This is a genomic window from Acetobacterium sp. KB-1, from assembly GCF_003260995.1.
Taxonomy (GTDB): Bacteria; Bacillota; Clostridia; order Eubacteriales; family Eubacteriaceae; genus Acetobacterium; species Acetobacterium carbinolicum.
The window spans coordinates 3,413,688-3,437,126 of sequence record NZ_CP030040.1; the positions used below are offsets into that span (position 1 = coordinate 3,413,688).

The 23,439-nt window shown below is 42.9% G+C and carries 24 protein-coding genes; all 24 read left to right on the forward strand.

Going from position 1 to position 23,439, the window contains the following annotated elements; genetic code table 11:
• Positions 1-3: 3 nt before the first annotated feature.
• Entirely contained in the window at positions 4-1,365 is a 1,362-nt protein-coding gene (gene murD / locus DOZ58_RS15710) for a UDP-N-acetylmuramoyl-L-alanine--D-glutamate ligase (protein ID WP_111889162.1), read from the forward strand.
• An 18-nt stretch (positions 1,366-1,383) separates the two neighbouring features.
• Positions 1,384-2,523, forward strand: coding sequence for a putative lipid II flippase FtsW (gene ftsW / locus DOZ58_RS15715; RefSeq protein ID WP_111889163.1), 1,140 nt, complete (start codon positions 1,384-1,386; stop codon positions 2,521-2,523).
• A gap of 3 nt (positions 2,524-2,526) precedes the next feature.
• Positions 2,527-3,633, forward strand: coding sequence for an undecaprenyldiphospho-muramoylpentapeptide beta-N-acetylglucosaminyltransferase (gene murG / locus DOZ58_RS15720; protein ID WP_111889164.1), 1,107 nt, complete (start codon positions 2,527-2,529; stop codon positions 3,631-3,633).
• The gene (locus DOZ58_RS15725; RefSeq protein ID WP_111889165.1) at positions 3,630-4,475 is read left to right on the forward strand and encodes a cell division protein FtsQ/DivIB; all 846 of its coding nucleotides are present in this window, start codon (positions 3,630-3,632) and stop codon (positions 4,473-4,475) included. The genes murG and DOZ58_RS15725 overlap by 4 nt, the downstream gene beginning before the upstream one ends.
• A 273-nt stretch (positions 4,476-4,748) precedes the next feature.
• Entirely contained in the window at positions 4,749-5,801 is a 1,053-nt protein-coding gene (gene ftsZ, locus DOZ58_RS15730) for a cell division protein FtsZ (RefSeq protein WP_111889166.1), read from the forward strand.
• A 5-nt stretch (positions 5,802-5,806) separates the two neighbouring features.
• Positions 5,807-6,289 (forward strand): transcriptional regulator NrdR, encoded by a 483-nt coding sequence (gene nrdR, locus DOZ58_RS15735; RefSeq protein WP_111889167.1) that lies wholly within the window; start codon positions 5,807-5,809, stop codon positions 6,287-6,289.
• Positions 6,276-6,824 (forward strand): NUDIX hydrolase, encoded by a 549-nt coding sequence (locus DOZ58_RS15740; RefSeq protein ID WP_111889168.1) that lies wholly within the window; start codon positions 6,276-6,278, stop codon positions 6,822-6,824. The genes nrdR and DOZ58_RS15740 overlap by 14 nt, the downstream gene beginning before the upstream one ends.
• A gap of 198 nt (positions 6,825-7,022) precedes the next feature.
• Positions 7,023-7,664 carry a site-2 protease family protein gene (locus tag DOZ58_RS15745; RefSeq protein ID WP_111889169.1) on the forward strand — a complete coding sequence of 214 codons (642 nt, stop codon included), beginning with the start codon at positions 7,023-7,025 and terminating at the stop codon, positions 7,662-7,664.
• Between the two features lie 3 nt (positions 7,665-7,667).
• The gene (locus DOZ58_RS15750) at positions 7,668-8,405 is read left to right on the forward strand and encodes a ScpA family protein (protein WP_111889170.1); all 738 of its coding nucleotides are present in this window, start codon (positions 7,668-7,670) and stop codon (positions 8,403-8,405) included.
• Positions 8,395-9,045: an SMC-Scp complex subunit ScpB gene (gene scpB / locus DOZ58_RS15755; RefSeq protein WP_111889171.1), complete on the forward strand. Its 651-nt coding sequence runs from the start codon at positions 8,395-8,397 to the stop codon at positions 9,043-9,045. Before DOZ58_RS15750 ends, scpB begins: the two co-directional genes overlap by 11 nt.
• 14 nt (positions 9,046-9,059) lie before the next feature.
• Complete coding sequence (locus DOZ58_RS15760) at positions 9,060-9,752, forward strand: pseudouridine synthase (RefSeq protein WP_371414213.1); 693 nt, start codon at positions 9,060-9,062, stop codon at positions 9,750-9,752.
• Positions 9,746-10,144, forward strand: coding sequence for a hypothetical protein (locus DOZ58_RS15765; RefSeq protein WP_111889173.1), 399 nt, complete (start codon positions 9,746-9,748; stop codon positions 10,142-10,144). Before DOZ58_RS15760 ends, DOZ58_RS15765 begins: the two co-directional genes overlap by 7 nt.
• Positions 10,134-10,715, forward strand: a complete 582-nt coding sequence (locus DOZ58_RS15770) for a class I SAM-dependent methyltransferase (RefSeq protein WP_162624549.1) — start codon at positions 10,134-10,136, stop codon at positions 10,713-10,715. Before DOZ58_RS15765 ends, DOZ58_RS15770 begins: the two co-directional genes overlap by 11 nt.
• A 2-nt stretch (positions 10,716-10,717) precedes the next feature.
• A complete protein-coding gene (locus DOZ58_RS15775) occupies positions 10,718-11,626 on the forward strand; it encodes a MurR/RpiR family transcriptional regulator (protein ID WP_111889175.1) in 909 nt (302 codons plus the stop codon).
• Positions 11,627-11,652: 26 nt separating this feature from the next.
• On the forward strand, positions 11,653-12,888 hold the full coding sequence (locus DOZ58_RS15780) for an NAD(P)/FAD-dependent oxidoreductase (protein ID WP_111889176.1): 1,236 nt from the start codon (positions 11,653-11,655) through the stop codon (positions 12,886-12,888).
• A gap of 31 nt (positions 12,889-12,919) precedes the next feature.
• The gene (gene cmk / locus DOZ58_RS15785; RefSeq protein ID WP_111889177.1) at positions 12,920-13,573 is read left to right on the forward strand and encodes a (d)CMP kinase; all 654 of its coding nucleotides are present in this window, start codon (positions 12,920-12,922) and stop codon (positions 13,571-13,573) included.
• On the forward strand, positions 13,570-14,151 hold the full coding sequence (locus tag DOZ58_RS15790) for a 1-acyl-sn-glycerol-3-phosphate acyltransferase (RefSeq protein ID WP_111889178.1): 582 nt from the start codon (positions 13,570-13,572) through the stop codon (positions 14,149-14,151). The genes cmk and DOZ58_RS15790 overlap by 4 nt, the downstream gene beginning before the upstream one ends.
• 7 nt (positions 14,152-14,158) lie before the next feature.
• A complete protein-coding gene (locus DOZ58_RS15795) occupies positions 14,159-16,417 on the forward strand; it encodes a bifunctional 4-hydroxy-3-methylbut-2-enyl diphosphate reductase/30S ribosomal protein S1 (protein ID WP_111889179.1) in 2,259 nt (752 codons plus the stop codon).
• A 163-nt stretch (positions 16,418-16,580) separates the two neighbouring features.
• Entirely contained in the window at positions 16,581-16,988 is a 408-nt protein-coding gene (locus DOZ58_RS15800) for an Rrf2 family transcriptional regulator (RefSeq protein ID WP_162624550.1), read from the forward strand.
• Positions 16,989-17,007: 19 nt separating this feature from the next.
• Positions 17,008-18,216 carry a cysteine desulfurase NifS gene (gene nifS, locus DOZ58_RS15805; RefSeq protein ID WP_111889181.1) on the forward strand — a complete coding sequence of 403 codons (1,209 nt, stop codon included), beginning with the start codon at positions 17,008-17,010 and terminating at the stop codon, positions 18,214-18,216.
• 32 nt (positions 18,217-18,248) lie between these two features.
• Entirely contained in the window at positions 18,249-18,626 is a 378-nt protein-coding gene (locus DOZ58_RS15810; protein ID WP_111889182.1) for an iron-sulfur cluster assembly scaffold protein, read from the forward strand.
• Positions 18,627-18,775: 149 nt separating this feature from the next.
• Positions 18,776-19,303 carry a hypothetical protein gene (locus tag DOZ58_RS15815; protein ID WP_111889183.1) on the forward strand — a complete coding sequence of 176 codons (528 nt, stop codon included), beginning with the start codon at positions 18,776-18,778 and terminating at the stop codon, positions 19,301-19,303.
• Positions 19,304-20,383, forward strand: coding sequence for an AI-2E family transporter (locus tag DOZ58_RS15820; RefSeq protein WP_111889184.1), 1,080 nt, complete (start codon positions 19,304-19,306; stop codon positions 20,381-20,383). It begins immediately after the preceding gene.
• A 355-nt stretch (positions 20,384-20,738) separates the two neighbouring features.
• Positions 20,739-23,378: an alanine--tRNA ligase gene (gene alaS, locus DOZ58_RS15825; protein ID WP_111889185.1), complete on the forward strand. Its 2,640-nt coding sequence runs from the start codon at positions 20,739-20,741 to the stop codon at positions 23,376-23,378.
• Positions 23,379-23,439: the final 61 nt, after the last annotated feature.

Genomic DNA, 23,439 nt, shown 5'->3' on the forward strand with positions numbered 1-23,439 from the left:
ATTATGATAAAAAGGACTCTGGTAGTCGGAGCGGCCCGAAGTGGGGTTGCGGTCACAGAACTATTACTAAGCCATGGCGAAGCCGTGTTATTAACGGACACCCGATCATCGGGCATCGTCTTAAAAGAGTTTCCCCAGATTCTGGATTTTGAAAAAAACCCGGAGTTTGAATCGATTTTTGGTGTTCAGCCGAGTCTGGAGATTTTAACGGTGATTGATGAGGTGGTCATAAGCCCGGGGGTGCCGCTGAGTATTCCCATTATTCAAGCGGCTTACGCGCAGGGTATTCCAGTCACAGGTGAGGTCGAAGCGGCCTATCGATTGACACAAACACCTTTTATTGCGATTACTGGGACCAATGGGAAAACCACCACCACCACCCTGCTGGGGGAAATATTCAAAGCCTCAGGTCGGGGAACTTATGTGGTCGGAAACATTGGCGACCCCATTACCAACTATGTCGATAGCGCGACCGCAGATGAGGTTTTTATAACCGAGATCAGCAGTTTCCAATTGGAGACGATCCATACTTTTCGACCTCAGGCGGCGGCGATTCTCAATCTGACGCCGGATCATCTGGACCGTCACCTGAGCATGGAAAATTATGTGCATGCCAAAGGCCGGATATTTGAAAATCAACGAGTCGAAGACCTGCTGGTATTAAACGGGGATGACCCTTTAGTCGGTGAATTGGGTGAAAAGGCGGTTTCAAGAAAAGCCCTTTTTAGTTATAAAAAAACCGTTGATTATGGTGCCTGGTGTTTAGCGGGCGAAATCTATATTAATAATGGTCAAGAAAGCATCTTGGTTTGTCGGGAAGATGAACTGGGTATTATCGGTCCTCATAATACCATGAATGCTCTGGCGGCTCTGACCCTGGCATATTTTTCAGGGGTTGAACTGGAAGTCATCGTCCGGGTTCTTAAAACCTTTGCGGGAGTGGAACATCGTCTGGAGTTGGTGGGCTGTTTTGACGGGGTGACCTACATCAACGATTCGAAAGGAACCAACACCAACGCCACTATTACGGCTGTCAATGCGGTAACAGAACCGATTATTCTGCTGGCCGGAGGCTATGATAAAAAAGAAGACTATTCCGAGCTGATGGCACTGGTGGCAAAGCGGGTCAAGCAGCTGATCGTTTTAGGCGTAACTGCGGATGATCTAATCAAAGCCGCTACGGCCAAGGGCTTTACGACCATCACCAAAGTTGACACCTACGAGGAAGCGGTTGCCCACGCAAAAGCGGTGGCCGTATCGGGTGACACTGTTTTGTTATCGCCAGCCTGTGCCAGTTGGGATATGTTTGATAATTATGAGATCCGAGGTCGAGTTTTCAAGCGATTGGTGACCGAAAATCAATAAAAATTCGAGGAGTGAACCATGAAAAATGGAAAAATAGATCGACCTTTTTTAATTGCCCTCCTGTTGTTGGCGGGCATTGGGGTAATTATGGTATTCAGTGCCAGCATGTACTCATCCACCATTAGTGGGGAAAAAGGTTATTCCCTGTTTTTAAAACAATTAGTATTTGTTATTCTGGGTGTGACAGTAATGGGAATCATGAGTAAGATTGATTACCGGGTTTACAAAAAATATTATCTTGTGGGCATTGTGATTTCTATTTTTCTTTTGATTATCGTTTTAATCCCCGGTATTGGCTTAAAGGTTAATGATGCCAGACGGTGGATTGATTTAAAAGTCACCACCTTTCAGCCTTCTGAATTAGCAAAGGTTGCCGTGATTCTTTATTTTAGCACCGTTATTTCTAGGAAACCCGGCATTATCAAAGAGAATATGCCGTTTTTGTTAAATTGTATGTTGCCCCTGGGGCTCATCTGCGGCCTGACCGCTATTGAACCATCTTTGAGTGCAGCTATGGCCATCGCCCTGGCCGCTTGTGGGGTCCTTTATTTTGGGGGCGTTGAATTTAAACTCTTTTATCCTTATCTGGGATTTGGGGTATTGGCAGTGGCTGGTTTAATGATCGCCGAACCCTGGCGACTGGATCGTTTTAATGTTTTTTTAGGAAAAGGTGGGTATGATTATCAGATATCCCAATCTCTCCTGGCAATTGGTACCGGTGGGATGTTTGGCAGAGGTCTGGGTAATGGAAAACAGAAATATCTGTTTTTGCCGGAACTGCAGAATGACTTTATCTTTGCCAATATCGCCGAGGAATTTGGCTTCGTGGGATGTTTACTTGTTTTAGGACTGTTTGCTTATGTAATCTGGCGGGGATTTCAAATTGCCCAGAAATCTCAGGATACCTTTGCCTATCTGTATACCAGTGGTGTGATGTTATTGCTGGCATTTCAGGTATTGGTGAACATTGGCGTTGCATCAGCGATCATCCCGGTAACTGGGATGGCCTTGCCCTTTATCAGCGCGGGTGGTTCCTCGATGGTTATTTTGTTTGCGATGATGGGCCCAATTCTAAATATCTCCCGAACTGTAGACCTTGGCAAGAAACTGGAACCAAACAAGAAAACCATGCATAACAAGAAAAAGATTGTGAGGTAGATTGTGAAAATACTCATTGCAGCAGGTGGAACCGGAGGGCATATTTATCCGGGATTAGCGATTGCTGAAAAAATAAAAACTGAAAATCCCGGGGCTGAAATTGTCTTTATTGGATCGATGGTGGGGATGGAAAAAAACATCATTCCTCAGTATGGCTATCCGATTGAGTATATCCGGGTCCGGGGATTTGAGCGAAAGGCCTCATTAGAAACACTGGCAGCAATTAAGGGGATTTTTGACGGGCTTAGCGATGCCAAAAAATTAATTAAAAAGCATCAACCGGATCTGGTGATTGGAACCGGAGGGTTTACCGCGGGACCGCTCCTCTTAATTGCCAGCCGACGAAAAATAAAAACAATGATTCATGAACAAAATGCTTATCCCGGGAAAACAAATCTGATGTTGGGGACCCGGGTAAATCGGATTGCCATCAGTTTTAAAGAGGCCGAAAAATATTTCCCCCAGGAACGGACTTTTCTGGCGGGAAACCCGGTGCGATCGGACTACCATCAGATTGACCGAAGTGAATTGCGAAAAAACCTGAATCTGTCTGACACCCAGAAAATGATTTTAATTATGGGCGGAAGCCAGGGCGCTGGTTCCATCAATCAGAGTGCCCTGTCTCTGATTGCGTCCTATAAAGACCAAGACGATCGGGTTATTTATCATTTAACCGGAAAAGATCAATATGAATCGATTAAAAAAGAAGTCGATCACCTGGGGCTTTCACCATCTGGTCATGTTTTTGTTGATGCTTACAGCAATGAGGTGCACCGCCTTTTAGGAGCTGCTGATCTGGTAATTAGCCGTTCCGGAGCAATGTCAGTGGCGGAAATCCAGGCGGTGGGTGTACCTTCAATTCTGGTTCCCTACCCGCTGGCAGCCGGCAATCATCAGGAATTCAATGCCCGGGTGATTACCGATCCGGGCGGTGGTGTTCTCATTAAAGACAAAGAACTGACGGGGGCGCGACTGATTCAAACTGTTGAGTCGCTATTAGAAGATGAGAAAAAATGTCAGATGATGAGCCAGATCACTAAAAAACAAAGCATCATTAATGCCGGAGATCGGATTTATGCACAAATAAAAAAATTAATGGAGAATGAATGAAACGATCAAAGAAAAAAAACTCCAGCGAAAAGAAGATAAGGAAACTTCAAAACCTCGAGCCGACAAAGCAAGAGCTCAGGGAACAGCGTCGACGACAGCGAAAAGCAAACAAGCGCAAACGCATCATGAAAGGCTTAGTAACCATGTTGATCATTCTGGGAATAATCGGGGCTATTGGTTTCGGTGTTTACCAGGCGGTTAATTTGGGTATATTTAACGTGACTGAAATTGAAGTGGTTGGGAATGAAATTGTTGATGCGCAGACGGTCGTTGAGGCCTCAGGAATTAACGTTGGGGAGAGTATTTTTTTGATCGATGTCAATCAGGCAAATTATAATATCAATGCCTTGATGAATTTGGATGAACTGGAAATTTCTAAGATTATGCCAAACAAAATTCTCATCCGAATGGTCGAATCAGCACCAATTTGTGCGGTGAATTATGATAACAAAGTCTACTATCTGTCGGAAGACAAAACGCTGATTGAAGACGGCGAATACCTGAGAAAAACAGATATACCGCTGATTTTTGGAAGTGATGAGGTTACCATAACAGAAATTGGTAAAGAAGTAGTGGTTGAACCCTATTGGCGTTTTGACACGATTATGAATATTCTTAGAGATTTGAAAAAAGATAGCAACCTGGAAAAAATATCCGAGGTACGGATGACAGAAGTAAACACCTATGAAATTGTGACAAAAAACGGCACCGTTTTTATTCTATGGGATTATAATAATTATATTGACAACAAGGCCTATATCCAAAATAATCTGGATAAAAATACCAGTAATATGATTATTAATCTGGCAGTGGGAACAAAGCCAGTCATCAAACCGCGCTAAAAATAAAGAATGAGTGAGCGATTCATAAAACATTTGGTCTGATTCTAAAATATTGAGCGTTATTTTACTTAATTTATTATTCAATAGTTGAAAAATTTGTAAATAAAGGTTAATATAAAGAAAGAAAGGGGTGAACATTTCTTTAACTTACAAATAGGGGGAAGAAGTGTTATTAACGATGAAAAAACAACTGAAACGAATCCAATGTTCAGGAAAAAAGATACAAACGATCAATTTTAACGAGAAAGCTGTTTAGTAAGAGGAGGAATAAAAGTGTTTGAATTAGATGGGAATTACGATAATTTTGCAAAAATTCGTGTTATCGGTGTCGGTGGTGGTGGAAACAATGCCATTAATCGAATGATTGAAGCCGGGATGAAGGGTGTGGATTTTATTGCTATTAATACCGATAAACAAGCTCTTGCCTTGGCTTTATCTGAAAAAAAACTTCAAATCGGGGAAAAAATTACCCAGGGACTTGGTTCCGGGGGGAATCCCGAGATTGGTCAGAAAGCGGCCGAGGAAAGCAAAGACGCCATTGCTGACATGATTAAAGATACCGATCTGTTGTTTTTAACAGCTGGTATGGGTGGCGGAACCGGTTCCGGAGCGGCTCCGATTATTGCAAAAATCGCTAAAGACCTGGGAATTTTAACCATTGGTGTCGTCACCAAACCGTTCTCTTTTGAAGGACGGGTACGGATGCGTAATGCCCAGATTGCCAGTGAGTTTTTACAGGAAAATGTTGACTCTCTGGTAACAATCCCCAATGACCGACTGCTAAGAATGGCTGATAAATCAACCTCTCTGAAAGACGCCTTCAGGTTAGCTGATGATGTGTTGCTCCAGGGTGTGAAAAGTATCTCAGATCTAATCGCCATGCCAGGACTGATTAGCCTTGACTTTGCCGATGTTAAAACGATTATGAAAGATACCGGACTGGCTCACATGGGTGTTGGTCAAGCAAGTGGAGATAACCGTGCCGAAGAAGCCGCCAAACAGGCAATTCTTAGTCCGTTGCTGGAAACCCAGATCGACGGAGCAACCGGGGTATTACTTAATATTACGGCTGGCGAAGATCTTTCATTATTTGAAGTCGATAAAGCTGCCAGCATTGCCAGAGAAGCGTCAGATCCCGATGCCAACGTTATTTTTGGTGCGACCATTGATGAATCTTTAGGAGATGAAATCAAAATTACCGTTATTGCGACAGGATTTTTGTCCGGTGGTGAAAAAGAAAAGAAAGCTGTTATTAAAAAAGTTGTCAAGAGTGCCAGTGATTCAGTTGGTGAATTTTCAATTCCAGATTTCTTGACTCAAGAATAATACCGATGAAGTGTCCGTATTGTGCATTTGATGACAGCAAGGTTGTTGATTCGCGGCCATCCGAAGAAGGAACAATGATCCGCAGACGCAGGGAGTGTAATAAGTGCAATAAACGTTTCACGACCTACGAACGGGTTGAAAATATACCCCTGATTGTGGTTAAAAAAGGTGGCCAGCGAACAGCCTTTGATAAAAATAAAATATTCAATGGAATGATTAAGGCCTGTGAAAAACGACCAGTTTCCATTGATGCCATTAAAACGGTGGTGGATGATCTGGAACGACGCTTATATCAAGGCGAAATGAAAGAGGTACCATCTTCGCTAATTGGTGAGCAGGTAATGGCAGCCTTAAAGACCATGGATCAGGTCGCTTATGTGCGTTTTGCTTCCGTCTACCGACAATTTAAAGATGTCGCTTCGTTTATGGATGAGTTGGAACGATTAATTTCAGAAAAACAGGCCGAGGGTTCCCATGAAACAGTATGAAAAAACCGTGAAAAGTGAAGTCATCTATGATGGACGGATTGTCAAACTGCGCGTTGATGAGGTAAAACTACCAAATGGCAGTTTTTCCAAACGGGAAATTATCGAACATCAGGGGGCAGTCGCCGTTTTAGCTGTTAAAGATGGACAGATGATCTTTGTGAAGCAATACCGGATTGCCAGTCGGCAGCTGCTGACTGAAATTCCGGCTGGTCTGCTGGAACTTGGGGAAGATCCTGAAGCTGCAGCGATCAGGGAATGCCGGGAAGAAATCGGTTATCGACCGGTTAATCTTTTTAAGCTGGGAGACTTTATCCCCACCCCGGGTTATTGCTCAGAAAAAATCGCTTTGTTTAGCGCCACAGAATTTATGTGGGACCCTTTGAAAGAGGACCCGGATGAATTTATCCGAGTTGTTAAAATACCAGTAAGGACAGCCCGAACGCTGTTTATTAACGGACAGTTCATTGATGGCAAAACCGTCGCAGCGCTGGGTTATTATTTTTCCATTGCCGCAAGAAGGTCGATAGCAGAATAGAAATAATGTTCAATGAGGATAGATGGTTTATTTGATGCAGAGCATTAGAATAAATCATCTATTTTGTATTATGTGTTAAAGCGTGATGCATTAGATAAACGAAAACGACAAAAATGAATTGGTTTGAAGCCAGTTACCGAATCAAACTTTCGGTCTGGTAAAATCAGGTGTGCAACACTGAAAAAGAGGTAAAAGATAATGTTTAATTTTACACCGGACTATTTTTATAGTTTAATATTAAGCCTTCCGGGGATACTGATTGCCATTAGTTTTCATGAAATGGCCCATGGTTATGCCGCTGATTCAATGGGGGATCCTACTCCCAAAAATGCCGGACGGTTAACCCTGAATCCCCTTAAACACATCGATCCTTTGGGGTTTATTTCGATGCTGTTATTCCGCTTTGGCTGGGCAAAGCCAGTGCCCGTGAATCCTGGAAATTTTAAAGAACGTAAAAAAGGGATGATTGTGGTTGCATTGGCAGGGGTTCTTACGAATCTATTGTTGGCTTTTTTTGGAATGGCAGCTTATTTGGCAGTGGTACCGCTAAACAATGAAGTGTTGATGACGGTCTTGCAATATGTTTACATTTATAACATTATGTTTGCTGTTTTTAACATCATTCCGATTCCGCCTTTGGATGGATCTCAGATTCTGGTCTTGTTTTTACCGCCTAAAGCACTGATGACCTACTATAAGTATCAGCGCTACGGTATGATTGCGATCTTTATTTTGGCTTTTACCGGTTTGTTGGGAATTATTATCAATCCTGCAATTAATGGCATTGTGAATTTGTTTTCAGCAATACTACTGCCAATTTTTAATCTGATCTGGTCTTAGCTTATGGCATATGCAGTGAGTCTGGATGGCTATGAAGGGCCGCTCGACCTATTAATCAATTTAATCCAGAAAAGCAAGATCGATATTTACGATATTCCCATTGCAACGATTACGAATCACTATCTAATGCAGATTAGAACCTGGCAGGATATGGATATGGATGTCGCCAGTGAATTTATTGTGATGGCCGCCAGACTGCTCGAAATTAAGGCCAGAGCATTGCTACCTAAAAATGAAGATGAGCAGGAAGACCCAGAAGATCTTAAGGCAAAACTGATTCGTCAATTGGTTGAGTATAAGATTTTTAAAGAGATCAGTCGATATTTTCAAACCCGGGAACAGGTTGAGCGCTGCGCCATCTATAGAGATCCGGAGTACATCCCTCAGAATACCGAAGAAGTGCCTCTGGTCATCGATCCCTATTCGCTTGAACAATGCTTTAAACGGCTGTTGTTTCAGAAAGAGGAAGAATTGGAGGCAATCGCGCCACCGCAGAAGATTATTCGGGAATTGTTCAGCATTGAAGAAAAAATCGCTGAAATAACCGCGGTTCTGGTTCAAGCCGGAACCGCCGGGGTCAGCTTTTCAGAGCTGCTCCGGCCGGATATATCCCGGGAAGAGGTGGTGGTAACCCTGCTATCACTTTTGGAAATGGTTAAGACCAGTGGTTTGCGGCTGCTTCAAAATCGGGTATTTATAGATTTTCAGATTCAACAGGAGGTGGACAACAATGAACAGTGATGAACTGGCTGGGATCATCGAAGGCATTCTTTTTGGGGCTGGAGAAGGGGTTTCCATGACCGAACTGTGTCGATGCCTGGATAAACCGGTATCGGAAGTGCAGTTCGCGATGGAAATACTTAAACAGGATTATCAATCAAAAGCACGTGGTATTCGTCTGGTTCAGATTAAGGATACCTATCAGCTTTCCACAAAACCCGACTATTACGGGTATATCAAAGAAATTACCAGGCATCAGGAAAAAACCGGTTTATCCCGGGCGGCACTCGAAACCCTGGCGATTATTGCCTATCGCCAGCCCGTTACCCGGTTGGCCGTTGATGAACTCAGAGGAGTAAGTTCCAGCAGTGCCATTCAGCGCTTGCTGGATCGGGGACTGATTTGTGACAGTGGTCGTCTGGAAGCCCCGGGACGGCCGATTCTCTATAAAACAACCAATGCCTTTTTAAAAACCATGGGCTTCACAAGTCTCAAAGAGATACCGGAATTTGAGGTTTTTTCGCAGGGCAAACAGGAAAGTTTTAATCTGGAGTTGCTCAATCATCAATCAGAAAACAAAGACACCGCCAATGAAGAACAATTGGCCGAGATGCTAAAAAAAACCATGGGAGAGGCCCAAATATTGGAGGCCGCCCAGTGAGAATTCAAAAATATATGGCTCAATGCGGGGTCGCATCGCGGCGAAAATCGGAAGAACTGATTAAGGCGGGAGTGGTTAGGATCAACGGTGTTACCATTTACGAACCGGGTTTTCCGGTTGATCCTAAAAAAGATCAAATTATCGTCTCGGGGAAAAAATTAAACGAAGCCGTAAAAGTATATATCATGGTTAATAAACCCAAAGGGGTTGTATCAACTTCTGAAGATACCCATGGTCGCCAGCGGGTACTGGATCTGGTACCGATAAACGAGCGGCTTTATAGCGTTGGACGATTGGATATGGATACGGAAGGGCTACTGTTACTGACAAATGACGGTGACCTGACCTTCTATTTGACTCACCCCAGTCATGAGTTTGAAAAGACCTATGTGGGTCGGGTTAAAGGTTGTCCGGATGAAAACAGTCTGGAATCTTTCCGCCATGGTATGGTGATCGAGGATTACCGCAGCGCCCCGGCAGCTATTAAGATTTTAAAAATGGATCGGGATACCAGTTTGCTGGAAATGCGGATTCACGAAGGCAAGAAAAGACAGATTCGTAAAATGTGTGCCGCAATGGGCCACCCGATTATTGATTTAAAGCGGGTAGCCATGGGAAATCTGACCTTGGGGCGTTTAAAGCCGGGTGAATGGCGGTATTTAAATAATGACGAAATTATTTATTTAAAAGGAGAAAAGAAATGGTAAAGATAGGATTTCCAAAAGATTTTAGTCAAATTCAGGCATTGTTCCCAGAAAAAGAAAAAGAACGGGACTTGTACATTGTGGCCGAGGATACAGCCAAATCTGAAATTCTGGGTGCGGTGCGTTTTTTTTATGGGGCAGAACAGGTTGATATTTACGAGATGATCATGACCGTGAAGGGCGATCAGGGCATGGCTATTTTTGATGGAATAATCAGAACGCTGCTTTATAAAATGGCTGAAGATGGATGTATATCGATAACTGTAGCAGGTGCCACCGGTGAATTTGCAAGCTACTTCAAAGAACATGAATTTATCGAATCAGGGGATGTCTTGATTCATAAAGCCTTCAGCGGCGAATTTTTCAAGCCTTGTGCAGGCTGCAGTGAAAAATAAACCGTTGCGGGTTACCGACCTGGCCCGCGAATTTTTAAGACCGATCATTAACCGGGGTGATCGTGTCGTTGATGCGACTGCTGGAACGGGTCAGGATACCCTCTTTCTTTGCCAATGTGTCGGCGAAACCGGACGGGTTTTTGCCTTTGATATTCAGCTGGCAGCTTTGCAACAAACCCGAGATATCCTTAAAAAAAACGGCTGCGACGATCAGGTTACCCTGATTCATCAAAGTCACGAATTGATGGTAACGACATTAAAAGCGGCGGCTGTTGGGGAACAAACGGTCAAGGCGATCATGTTTAACCTTGGCTATTTGCCCAGCGGTGATCAGACAATTACTACCCAGGTTGAATCAACTCTGGCAGCGCTTCAGGGAGCCTTGTCTTTACTGACTTCTGGTGGACGAATGACCCTCTGCCTTTATCCGGGTCACCCCGAGGGAATGCTGGAATCTCAGGCGGTAATCAGGTGGTGTGAGACGTTGGAAGCGCCTTTTGCTGCTCATCATTTTCACACGCTAAACCGGGAATCCCCGCCCACATTGATTATTATCCAGAGAACGAGGTAAAGATGAAAGACGTTTCAAGTGTAAAAGAAAGCCGCGATATTTTTTCAGCAATTAAGAAGTGTTATGCAAAGCTGAGTAAATCTCATAAATTGATTGCCGACTTTATGCTGAGTCACTATGAAAGTGTTTCAGAAATGTCGGCGGCGACAGTGGCTAAAAGTGTTGGGGTCAGCGAAGCGACCGTCGTTCGTTTTTCGGTTACACTCGGTTATGAAGGGTATCCGGAATTCCGGCGGGCAATACGAAATGAAATTAACAGCAAGCTGACGACCATTGAACGCATTGACATGACCTTGAAAAACGAACAAAAAGAAAAGGCCCTACAGGAAACCGTTCATAATGTCTTAAAATCAGATTTGTCAAATATCAATGCGACTTTTGAGGAGTTTGACTATGAGATTTTTAAATCTTGCATCGACTTGATTTTAGATGCCCGCAAGGTTGTTATCATTGGTTTTCGGACCACCACCTTGTTAACGGAGCATTTGGGTTATTATCTTAATCTGATCCTGGATAATGTCCGGGTTGTCAATTATGGGGTTTCCGATATCTATGAGCATTTGATTCGCGTCACTGAAGAAGATGTGGTCATTGCCATCAGTTTTCCGCGTTATGCCCAAAAAACTTATGAAGCGGTTGAATTTTTAAAGGACAAAGGGGTAAAAATTATTACAATCTCGGATAATGAAAATGCCCCCATCAATGTGTTTACAAAACATCGGTTGATTGCCAAAAGCAATGTTTACTCCTTTGTGGATTCCCTGGTGGCCCCGCTTTCGCTGATCAACGCGCTGGTGATTTCAGTGGGTTTGAGGAATATCGGAAAAACAAAAGAGACCTTTAATGAACTTGAAGAAATATGGCGAGAACATTATATCTATACTGGCGATGATGATGAATTGGAAAATTAGTTCATGAAAGGACAAAAGCGTAATCAATGAGTAGGATAGCAGTAATTGGAGGCGGCCCCGGCGGCATGATGGCAGCGGTGGCAGCGGCAGAAAAAGGACATCGGGTTGATTTGTTCGACAGCAATGAAAAGCTGGGAAAAAAACTATATATCACCGGAAAGGGTCGCTGTAATCTGACCAATGCGGTTGATATCAGCGATTATTTTGACAACATCGTCCATAACCACAGTTTTTTGTATAGTGCTCTTTATTCCTATACTAATACCGATTTTATGGCCTTCCTGGAAAAAAATGGGGTGCCCTTAAAAATAGAACGGGGGGATCGGGTGTTTCCGGTTTCGGATAAATCTAGCGATGTGATTGGAGCCTTTAAAATGGCATTGAAACACAATCGCTGCCAGGTTCATTTAAATACGAAAATAACCGGCCTTTTAATTGAGAATAATAACATTAACGGGATCCTCCTCGAAAATGGAGAAAAAAGAAATTACGATGCGGTGATTCTGGCGACGGGTGGAAAGAGTTATCCGTCCACCGGTTCAGATGGCAATGTGTTTAAGATCTTAAAGAAATATGGTCATGAAATCACATCTCTGGCTCCCGGTCTGGTCCCCATTAATACCAAAGAAGACTGGCCCCGCGATCTCCAGGGGTTGTCACTCAAAAATGTGACCTTAACCCTGTCTAAAAAAACACCCAAGGGCCAAAAGAAGGTCAAATCAATGTTAGGTGAGATGTTGTTCACCCATTTTGGCATATCCGGACCGCTAGTTTTATCACTTAGCTCTGATATGAGCGGCGACATAAAAGATTACAGTCTGGAATTGGACTTAAAACCGGCTTTAAGTATGGAACAAATGGATGCCCGGATTCAGCGGGACTTTCTTAAATATCAGAATAAGGATTTCGGAAATGCCCTGGGTGACCTATTACCAGCAAAAATGATTCCGGTCATGGTAGATCTGTCCGGGATTGATCCGGTAGCAAAGGTTAACCAAATTACCAAAGAACAGCGGAATAAGTTGGTAGCGTGTTTTAAACAGTTAAAGATTGGCATTGCCGGGCTGCGGGATTTTAACGAAGCCATCATCACCGTTGGCGGTGTGAATGTAAAAGAAGTAGACCCAGGAACGATGGAATCAAAACGGGTTAAAAATCTCTATATTGCAGGAGAGATGCTGGATGTGGACGCGCTGACCGGTGGCTACAATATCCAAATTGCTGTTTCCACGGGCTGGCTGGCCGGAAACGCCGTTGAATAAGTGTTTGTAAAGTTGGATGAGGGAGAGTAAGATGCAAATTGCCATTGATGGTCCTGCCGGAGCAGGAAAAAGTACCATAGCAAAAAAAATAGCAGCAGCCTATCAGATGACCTATCTGGATACGGGCGCCATGTATCGCTGCATTGCCCATTGTGTGTTAAATCAGATGGGTGACCGCTTTGATAACGCGGCCGATATTGTAAAAATTGCCCGGGGAACCGTGATCCGGTTTGAAGGCAATCAGGTGTTCTGTAATGATAAAGATGTTACCTGGGAGATCCGGACGCCTCTGGTTTCCCGCCATACCTCCGATGTGGCCAGGATTAAAGAGGTCCGGGATCTGCTGGTCGCTCAGCAGCGGGAATACGCAAAAGACCATGGGGTGGTTATGGATGGAAGAGACATCGGTTCGGTGGTATTGCCGGAGGCTGACCTTAAGTTTTTTCTGGATGCTGACGTTTTGGAACGGGCACAGCGACGAAAAAAAGAATTGGACGAAAAGGGCAATGGGAAAGCCTTGGAAGAGATAAAAAATGAAATTGAAGACCGCGATAGTAATGACAAAAATCGGTTAGAAGGTCCATTGGTGCAGGTCGCGGACGCGATTGTCATTGACACAACGGGGAAGAGCATTGAAGAAGTATATGAAGAAATGAAAATTCATATTGACGAGGCTTGTCGATGATTTATAAAATTGGTCGTTTCATAGCTTATCTCATTAGTTTAATTCTCTTTCGGATCACAATTACCGGTAGGGAAAACATCCCGGAAACCGGCGGAGCTCTGATCTGTCCCAATCACATCAGTAATATTGACCCGGTGGTGATTGCATTTGCAACACCGCGGGATATTCATTATATGGCCAAGGCGGAATTGTTTAAGAATCCGCTTCTGCGATGGTTTTTCAAAAAAGTGAACGCCTTTCCGGTTAATCGCGAAAAGGTAGCTGTGGAGACGATTAAGACTTCCTTGAAAATTCTCAAGGAAGACAAGCTGCTGGGTATTTTTCCGGAAGGACATCGCGTCAATCCGGAAGATCGGACACCTCCCGCCAGCGGCTTTGTCGTCTTTGCCATTAAGACGAAAGCACCGATTGTTCCGGTGCACATTAAAGGAAAATACCGATTCAGAAGTAAAATAGAGATTATTATTGGCAAGCCTGTTTATCTGGAAGAATACTATGGCAAAAAACTGTCTGAAGAAGAAACTAGGCAGTTAAGCGAAAAGATCATGGATACGGTCTATGCTTTAGAATTGACGTGAGGTTAAAATGGAAGTAATCATTGCCGATAAGTCTGGCTACTGCTTTGGAATCGAAAATGCCATGAAAATGGTCCAGGATACCATCGAATCGGGCCAACAAAACATTTATACCTTAGGGCCGATTAGCCACAACACCCAGGAAACCAGACGTCTAACGAATCAGGGCGTGGTAATAATTGAAGACGACGATGTTGATAATTTAGAAACCGGCTGTATCATCCTTCGCTCCCATGGGGTTGGCAAGAAAACCATTGAAGCGATTAAAAAAAAGGGACTCCCAATCATCAATGCCACCTGTCCCTTTGTCCGGGCAGTTCAGAAAAAGGTTGAAAGTTATGATGTTGCCGGTTATCAGATTGTTATTGTGGGAAATAAAAATCATCCGGAGGTGATTGGAGCAAATGGCTGGTGTCAAAATAAAGCTTTAATAATTAATGATATAAATCAGTTGGAAAATATTGAAAGTTATGATAGAATATGTATCGTGGCTCAGACCACCATCATCGAATCCAAATTCAATGAAATTTGTGATGCGATCAGGTCAAGAGTCAATGAAGTAGTTATATTTAATACTATTTGCAGTGCCACCGCTGAAAGACAAGCAGCGGCAGCGAAAACTGCAAAAGAAGTAGAATATATGATCGTAATTGGTGGATACCACAGTTCGAATACGCAAAAACTGGCGGATATCTGTAAATCCCATTGCGCAAAAACTTGTCACATAGAAACCATCCGGGACTTAGATCTCGCTGAAGTAAGAAACTATCAGAAGATTGGTATTACCGCAGGGGCATCAACACCGGATTGGATCGTTAAGGAGGTATTGGAAGGTATGGAAGAGCAAAACAAAATTGCTGAGGAAAACGTGGTCGCGGAAGTGGCGACTGAAGAACAGCCAACTGTTGTAGTTGAGGAAGTGGTGGAAACCATTGAAAAAGACGAATATGATGATGCTAATTTTGATTTCGCAGCAGAAATTGAAGAATCATTAAAAACAATTCGTCGAGGTGCTGAAATTGAAGGCGAAGTGATTCACATCGCTGAAGATGAAGTGATCTTAAACATTGGCTACAAAGCAGATGGTATCATCAAAAAGAATGATTTCACATGGAAAAGCGATGAGGTATTATCTGAACTTGTACAATTAGGAGACAAAGTTTGGTGTATCGTTACTGATTTAAATGAAGGTTCAGGAAATGTAAAACTTTCAAAAATCAAATATGATAACCGTCTCGTACAAAAACAGTTAAGTGACGCCTTTGATAATAAAACAGTCTTAGAAGGAACAATCAAAGATATTTCTGGAAATGGTTTAATTGTCGATATTGGATTTACAGATATTTATATGCCTGCTTCACAATATCATGTGCGTTACGTTAAAGACTTAAACACCTTAATTGGCGAAAAAGTTAAGGGCATCATTATTGATTACAACCCAAAACGACGTCGTGCGATTCTTTCCCAGAAAATTATTCTTGAAAAAGATATGAAAGAACGTCGGGAACAAGTAAAAGAAATGAAAGAAAAGCGCTTTGAAGAATTAAACGTCGATGATATTGTTAAAGGTGTGGTTAAAACCATTACTAATTTCGGAATCTTTGTCGATCTTGAAGGCATTGATGGCTTTGTCCATCGATCAGATCTGACCTGGGAAAAAATCAATGAGCCGAAAGACATCATTGAAAAAGGCCAGGAAATTGAAGCCAAGGTTATCGCTAAAAATGAAGAAGACAAAAAAATCAAATTAAGTGTTAAGGCATTATTGGATCGCCCTTGGGATGATTTCATTGCTAAATACAATGTTGATGATGAAGTTGAAGTGACGATCACTAATATTTTAGATTTTGGTGCCTTTGCTCAAGTGATTCCAGGCGTTGAAGGCTTGATTCATGTTTCTGAAATTAGCTACAACCGGGTTGAGTCTGTTGCTGCAGTTTTAAACACCGGTGATGTCTTAACGGTAAAAATCATCGGAATTAACGCTGAAAAAGAAAAAATCAGCTTAAGTAAAAAAGCAACCGAAGAAGCACCGGCTCGTCCTGCTCCAACACCAAGAAGCAGCAATAGTAGCAATGCTGGATCTGGCGATCGTGATAGAACTAGCAATTATGGTGGTGGCGATCGAAACCGCAGACCGCAACAAAGTCATAATAGCAATAACAATCGAAATAAAACAGTTTACGAAGAAACCGCCAATGTAACCCTTGGGGATTCATTCGGTAACTTGTTCGATGGTCTTTTCGGAGACAACAACGACGAAAAATAAGAATTGACTTTTTAAAATCCCAATCTCCGGATTATTTCTGGAGGTTGGGATTTTTTTAATTAGAAATTTTTTAAGTTTACCTATTGAAAAATTCTGATTTCGTGCTATAATGACATTAAATCCCGGTGGAATACTCGGAAATAATCCAGGGAGGGTTAAACACTTGAGACTTTCAACAAAAGGACGATATGGTGTATTGGCCATGGTAGAACTGGCGCTTCAATACGGAGATGGTCCGGTTTCAATTAAAGAAATTGCCGAAAAACAGAGTTTTTCAGATTCATATATGGAACAGCTTTTTTCCAGCCTGAAAAATGCCGGCTTGGTAAAAAGTATCAGAGGTGCCCGGGGTGGTTATGTTTTAGCTCGGGATCCCAGCGCTATTACCGTTGGTGAAATCATCAGAGCCCTTGAAGGGCCCATTGAATTGGCGGAATGCATTGATGGCGGTGGCAGACAGGTTTGTGCAAAATCGCCGGAGTGTGTAACCAGAGGGTTATGGAAAGATATTAGTGATAGTATCAGCAATATTATCGATAATCGATCATTACAGGACTTACTAAGCAAATAAAGAGAAAGAGGTATAACTTATGAAACGAATCTATTTAGATCATGCAGCAACAACAGCGGTTGATCCAGCAGTTGTTGAAACCATGCTACCATTTTTCACCGAATATTTTGGGAATCCTTCTTCAGTGTACGCCGAAGGGAGAGGGGTAAAGAAAAGCATTGAGGCCGCCAGAATCCAGATTGCCAATGCCATTAATGCTGATCCTCGGGAAATTTATTTTACCGGAAGCGGATCAGAGGCGGACAACTGGGCGATAAAAGGCATAGCCATGAAAAATCAGGCCAAGGGGAAACACATTATTACCTCAACCATTGAGCATCATGCGGTGCTTCATACCTGTGAATACCTGGAAAAACAGGGATTTGAAGTAACCTATCTGCCGGTCGATCAAGATGGGCTGATATCACTGGATGATTTGCGAAATGCGATCCGTGAAGATACTATTTTAGTCACCATTATGTTTGCCAACAATGAGATTGGAACCGTTGAACCGATCAAAGAAATCGGTGAAATTGTTAAGGAAAAAGGGATTATTTTTCATACCGATGCGGTTCAGGCACTGGGCAATATTCCCGTTGATGTTAAGGATTTAAATGTCGATTTACTGTCCATATCGGCTCATAAAATATATGGTCCTAAAGGGATTGGCGCTCTTTTTATTAGAAAAGGAGTACCGATTGACAATTTAATCCACGGCGGTGCTCAGGAACGAAAAAAACGAGCCGGAACAGAAAATACGGCCGAAATTGTAGCTTTTGGAAAAGCGGCCGAGATGGCAACAGAACATCTGGTAGAAAATGCCGCCCATATGAAAAAATTAAGAGATCTTTTAATTAAAGGCGTGATGGACAATATCCCACAGGTTCGTTTAAACGGACATCCGGAAAAGCGGCTGCCAGGAAATGCGAATTTCTGTTTTGATTACATCGAAGGAGAATCGATCCTGCTCAGTTTGGACATTATTGGCGTAGCAGGTTCTAGCGGTTCGGCCTGTACATCGGGTTCCCTGGATCCATCGCATGTGTTACTGGCGATTGGTTTGCCGGCGGGAATCGCCCATGGATCGTTGCGACTCACTATTGGGAAGCAAACAACGATTGAGGATATCAATTATGTGGTTGACAATCTAATCCAGATTATTGAACGGTTGCGCAAAATGTCACCGATTAATGCTGATTGTCCGATTGATGATGCTGTTTTTGATAAAGCCGATCATCACCACCATTAAGTATAAAAAAATATAACTAAGGAGAAATTAAGATGGACTATACAGATGTAGTAATGGAGAACTTTACCTGTCCTAAACATGTGGGCGAGATTGAAGGTGCAAATGGTATTGGTCAGGTTGGCAGCCCGGCTTGCGGCGATATCATGAAAATCTTCCTGAAAATTAATGATGACGGCGTCATTGAAGATGCGTCTTTTAAAACCTTTGGATGCGGTGCAGCCGTTGCCAGTAGCAGTATGGCAACCGATATGATTATCGGCAAGACCATTGAAGAAGCCGGAAAATTCAAAAATTCGGATGTGGTTGACGCTTTGGGGGGATTGCCAGCCGAAAAAATACATTGTTCGGTCTTGGCCGCTGAGGCCATTCAAGCGGCGATTGAGGACTATCACAATAAAAAAGCACAATAAAAAATAGTATCAAGCATAATAAATTAAAAAACGCAGTTTCTGTTAACGGGAAACCGCGTTTTTTTGACACTACAAATAAAAAACAACGTTGCTATAAAAAAAAGAATAGGGTAAGATATGGATATGACAGAAAATGAAAGGAACACGAAATGAAGGCGAATATTTTGCTCAATGTAGAAGTCGTTTCGAAAAAGAATGGGCGACGGCATGGATTGGTCAAGAGTCTGGTAGTGGTGAATCATGTCATTAGATACTTGGTGATCAATCCCGGTGGGGTTTTCTCAAAGGCTCAGTTTTTTAAACCGGAAAATATTTTGGATGTTAATTATAAGCGTTTGGTAATCGAGAGTGAAAAAGTCATTATTAAAGCAAAAGGCCAAAAAGTGAAAGACTATCTCGATGAGGCGTTTCCACTGATGGATTATCCGGTGGTGGATAAAAATAAGGAGTCATTTGGTCATGTTGTTAATGCGACCATTGAAGAAGGAACATTTGCCATTACAGAATACGAAATTTCCAGAAGCTTTTTTGATGATATCGATCACGGCTTTGCGATTATTCCAGCCGAAGAACTTACGTATAAAGATCAGGTGCTTTATTATGAAAAAGATATGTACGATTTGGGATTTAAAGAACAGGGCACCGGAATTGCCAATAAACTTCTGGGGGTAAAATAGATGGACAATTCTTCAAACAAAAAAAGACTACTAGTTCTCAATCTCATCGTCGTTGTTTTAATTGGTGCGGTTTGCTTTTTTATCTGGCCAACGCTTTCGGGCATGTTTGCACCATTTTTCTTTGCCATTGTCCTGGCTTATTTGCTTAACCCGCTGGTTAGAAATCTTGAAGATAAAGGTTTAGATCGGGGGGCGGCGGTTCTAATTGTTTTCTTTTCGGTATTGGCACTGGTGATTGGCGCCTTTATGAGCTTTGTTCCCAGTTTGATTACCAATATTGCCAGTATGATCAGAAGCATTCCAAACTTTGTGACACAAACCCAGACCTATATCACTAATTTGTCGGACTATATTTCGAATTTTACCGGATATGACATTACCCAGTTTTTTAACCTGGAACAGGTTCTGGGAAATGTAATCCAGGGGTTTGCAACGGCACTCCAGGGGATATCAAATGCCATTCTACAAAATAGCGGCCAGGTGATGAATATCATTATCGTGCCATTAGTCACTATTTTTCTGCTGATGGATAAGGAACTCTTTATCAAGGGGATCATGTATCTGGTGCCACTATATTATCGCAACAGCATGCTTAAAATGTGCTGTGACATCGATCTGGTTATTGGTGGTTTTATCAAGGGTCAAGGTCTGACATCCCTGATCGCTGGGATTGCAACCGGGATTGGAGCCTTTGCTCTGGATTTGCCTTACGCAAGTATTATTGGTGTTATTGCCGGGGTCACAACCATGGTTCCTTATTTTGGACCAGCGGTAGGTAGTTTTGTGATTGTAGTACTGGTACTGTTTATTAATCCACTACTGATTATTCCGATGCTAATCGTTATTGGGGTGGTTCAGGTGATCTGTGGTAATTTTCTGGCACCGGCACTGATGTCCGGAAATGTCGGTCTTCATCCGGTGTTTATTATCTTTTCGATCTTCTTTTTTGGGGCTATGTTTGGAGGCGTGGGAATGATTATGGCGGTGCCGATGGCGGGAACCATTAAGGTAATTGCCGGGTATATTATTTCCATCTTTGCATCAAAAGACGCTACTGACCAAAAAAGGATTGACATTTAAATATGGAATTAATATAATCATCTATCATAGGTTAATATAAAAATGCATTGAGAACGAAGGCTCTAAAAATAACAATCACAGAGAGAGAGACACGGCTGAGAGTCTTTTAAAGTTAGTTTAGGGTTGCCCCGTTCGAGCAGCTGGGAAGAAAGATTAAATGAGAGGTTCATTGAGTATTTTCAGTCGGGAAACCGTTATTAATAAAGTGAGTTGCCAATTATATTGCAGCTAATTTGGGTGGTACCGCGGATTAAACCGTCCCTTGCAGACTTGCAGGGGATTTTTTGTTTTTTATAGACACCGAGAAGTATCAAGTACGCACAACTAAAAATTAAAAATGCAATAAGGAGAAAAAATGAAACCATTAGGATTAAATGAAATCAGAGAGAAATATTTAGCGTTTTTTGAAGAAAAAGGACATCTGCGATTAAACAGCTTTCCACTCGTGCCGATTAACGACAAGAGCCTGTTATTGATTAACTCGGGGATGGCACCGCTAAAAGCTTATTTTACCGGTGATGAAATACCGCCAAGAAATCGGATCACCACCTGTCAGAAGTGTATTCGTACCCCGGATATTGAAAATGTCGGGAAAACAGCCAGACACGGCACATTTTTTGAAATGCTGGGTAACTTTTCCTTTGGTGATTACTTCAAAAAAGAAGCCATTCCCTGGGCCTGGGAATTCTGTACCAAAGTGATGGAAATACCGGAAGATAGAATCTGGATCACGATCTATCTGGATGATGACGAAGCCTTTCAAATCTGGAATGAAGACGTGGGAATACCCAAAGAAAAAATTGTGAGACTGGGAAAAGAAGACAATTTCTGGGAGCATGGATTGGGCCCCTGTGGCCCCTGTTCCGAGCTTTATTTCGACCGGGGTGAAGAATACGGCTGTGACAGCCCCACCTGTAGTGTTGGTTGCGACTGTGACCGTTATGTTGAATTCTGGAATTTGGTTTTCACCCAGTTTGATAAAGATGAAGCGGGTAACTATAACCCCTTACCAAAACCCAATATTGATACCGGTATGGGATTAGAACGTCTGGCTGTTGTGATGCAGGGTGTGGGTACCATCTTTGAGATTGATACGGTTGGCCATGTACTCAACTATATCTGTAAAAAAGCGGGGGTAAATTATGGCGATGATCCTCAGGACGATATTTCGATCCGAGTTATTACAGACCATATCCGCAGTGTCACCTTTATGATTGCTGATGGCGTGATGCCAGGAAATGAAGGCCGCGGTTACGTGTTGCGACGATTGCTTCGCCGGGCCGTTCGGCATGGAAAATTATTGGGTATCAAGGATCTTTTCCTTTATGATGTCGCTAAAGAAGCCATCCGGGTTTCTGAAGGGGCTTATCCTGAACTACGCGAAAAACAGGAATTCATTCAAAAACTGATCCGCATTGAAGAAATACGTTTTAAAGAAACCATCGATCAAGGTTTGGCACTGTTAAATAAAGAACTGGATAAAATTATCGAAATGGAAGAAACAGTATTCCCGGGCGGTGGGGCATTTAAACTCTACGACACCTATGGATTCCCTTATGACTTAACCAGAGAAATTGTTGAAGAACGGGGCCTGACCATTATCGCGGAAGACTTCGAAAAAGAAATGCAGGCACAGCGGGACCGAGCCCGACAGGATCGCCTCAATAGCGATTTAGCAGTATGGGCTGATGATCCCTTTAATCCTTTGGGACCGGATGCCGTCAATACCTTTGTCGGCTATGACAATCTGGAAGCGGAAGGCACCATCTTAGGGCTCTATGTGAATGAAGCCTTGGTGGACGAAGCAAAAGCTGGCGATGAGGTACTGGTACTGTTGGATCAGACCTCGTTCTATGCCGAAAGTGGAGGCCAAACCGGGGATCATGGGATCATTCAAAAAGGCGATGGCTTAATTGAAATCAGGGATTGTAAAAAAGGCAGCCTAAGCCGACATATTCATTCGGGTATCGTGAAGTCAGGAACCTTTAAGGTAGGGGAGAGTGTCATTACAGAAGTCAACAAAGACTTACGGGATGCCGTTCAGCGGAACCATACGTCGACTCACTTATTGCAAAAAGCCCTGAAACAGGTTTTAGGCGACCATGTGGAGCAGGCGGGGTCATTTGTATCTCCCGACCGGTTGCGTTTTGACTTTAACCATTTCCAGGCCATGACCCGGGAGGAAAAACGACAGGTGGAAGACATTGTCAACGCAGCGATTTTAGCGGCCTATGATGTATCTATTTTTGAGACCAACATTGATCAAGCCAAAGAATTGGGAGCGACCGCTTTATTTGGCGAGAAGTACGGTGAAATTGTCCGTGTTGTCAAAGTTGGTGACTTTAGTACCGAGCTTTGCGGTGGCTGTCATATCAGCAATTCTGCTAAAGTCGGTCTCTTTAAAATTATCAGTGAAGGTGGTGTTGCTGCTGGGGTTCGACGAATTGAAGCGGCAACCGGTTTTAATGCCTGGCATCTGGTGGAAAAAATGGATGATACTCTGGTTGAAGTGTCCAATTTGATGAAAACAAATCCGGATCAATTGCTTGAAAAAGTAATGGAATTAGCTGAAATCAACAAACAAAAAGAACGCACCATCGCTGAACTAAAACAGAAGTCGGCCGGAAATGCGATAATGGATATCCATCAGAAAATGGTGATCATCAGTGGCGTTCAGGTTACCATTGCTGACGTTGAGAAAATGCCGATGGAAGAGCTTAGAACCATTGGAGACTTACTAAAAGACCGAATGGGATCGGGAATTGTACTGTTGGGGAGTGCCTTAGATGGCAAGGTTAATTTTGTTGCAACAGCGACTCCGGATATCGTTAAACGCGGCTTCCATGCGGGTAAAGTCATTAAAGAAGTGGCGACAATAGCTGGCGGAGGCGGTGGTGGACGCCCGGATATGGCGCAGGCTGGGGGGAAACTTCCGGAAAAATTGGCTGAATCACTGTCAAAGGGAGAGGCATGCATTCGGGAGCAGTTGAATTAATTGATTAATAAAATGAAAAATTACATCATTTGACTTGTCTTTTCTTTATCTTTGGGTTAAA

Bases quoted from the DNA above. Each gene is read 5' to 3' on its own strand.
- murD (WP_111889162.1), top strand. From the start codon at position 4: ATGATAAAAAGGACTCTGGTAGTCGGAGCGGCCCGAAGTGGGGTTGCG.
- ftsW (WP_111889163.1), top strand. From the start codon at position 1,384: ATGAAAAATGGAAAAATAGATCGACCTTTTTTAATTGCCCTCCTGTTG.
- DOZ58_RS15725 (WP_111889165.1), top strand. From the start codon at position 3,630: ATGAAACGATCAAAGAAAAAAAACTCCAGCGAAAAGAAGATAAGGAAA.
- nrdR (WP_111889167.1), top strand. From the start codon at position 5,807: ATGAAGTGTCCGTATTGTGCATTTGATGACAGCAAGGTTGTTGATTCG.
- DOZ58_RS15740 (WP_111889168.1), top strand. From the start codon at position 6,276: ATGAAACAGTATGAAAAAACCGTGAAAAGTGAAGTCATCTATGATGGA.
- DOZ58_RS15745 (WP_111889169.1), top strand. From the start codon at position 7,023: ATGTTTAATTTTACACCGGACTATTTTTATAGTTTAATATTAAGCCTT.
- DOZ58_RS15750 (WP_111889170.1), top strand. From the start codon at position 7,668: ATGGCATATGCAGTGAGTCTGGATGGCTATGAAGGGCCGCTCGACCTA.
- scpB (WP_111889171.1), top strand. From the start codon at position 8,395: ATGAACAGTGATGAACTGGCTGGGATCATCGAAGGCATTCTTTTTGGG.
- DOZ58_RS15760 (WP_371414213.1), top strand. From the start codon at position 9,060: ATGGCTCAATGCGGGGTCGCATCGCGGCGAAAATCGGAAGAACTGATT.
- DOZ58_RS15765 (WP_111889173.1), top strand. From the start codon at position 9,746: ATGGTAAAGATAGGATTTCCAAAAGATTTTAGTCAAATTCAGGCATTG.
- DOZ58_RS15775 (WP_111889175.1), top strand. From the start codon at position 10,718: ATGAAAGACGTTTCAAGTGTAAAAGAAAGCCGCGATATTTTTTCAGCA.
- DOZ58_RS15780 (WP_111889176.1), top strand. From the start codon at position 11,653: ATGAGTAGGATAGCAGTAATTGGAGGCGGCCCCGGCGGCATGATGGCA.
- cmk (WP_111889177.1), top strand. From the start codon at position 12,920: ATGCAAATTGCCATTGATGGTCCTGCCGGAGCAGGAAAAAGTACCATA.
- DOZ58_RS15790 (WP_111889178.1), top strand. From the start codon at position 13,570: ATGATTTATAAAATTGGTCGTTTCATAGCTTATCTCATTAGTTTAATT.
- DOZ58_RS15795 (WP_111889179.1), top strand. From the start codon at position 14,159: ATGGAAGTAATCATTGCCGATAAGTCTGGCTACTGCTTTGGAATCGAA.
- nifS (WP_111889181.1), top strand. From the start codon at position 17,008: ATGAAACGAATCTATTTAGATCATGCAGCAACAACAGCGGTTGATCCA.
- DOZ58_RS15810 (WP_111889182.1), top strand. From the start codon at position 18,249: ATGGACTATACAGATGTAGTAATGGAGAACTTTACCTGTCCTAAACAT.
- DOZ58_RS15815 (WP_111889183.1), top strand. From the start codon at position 18,776: ATGAAGGCGAATATTTTGCTCAATGTAGAAGTCGTTTCGAAAAAGAAT.
- DOZ58_RS15820 (WP_111889184.1), top strand. From the start codon at position 19,304: ATGGACAATTCTTCAAACAAAAAAAGACTACTAGTTCTCAATCTCATC.
- alaS (WP_111889185.1), top strand. From the start codon at position 20,739: ATGAAACCATTAGGATTAAATGAAATCAGAGAGAAATATTTAGCGTTT.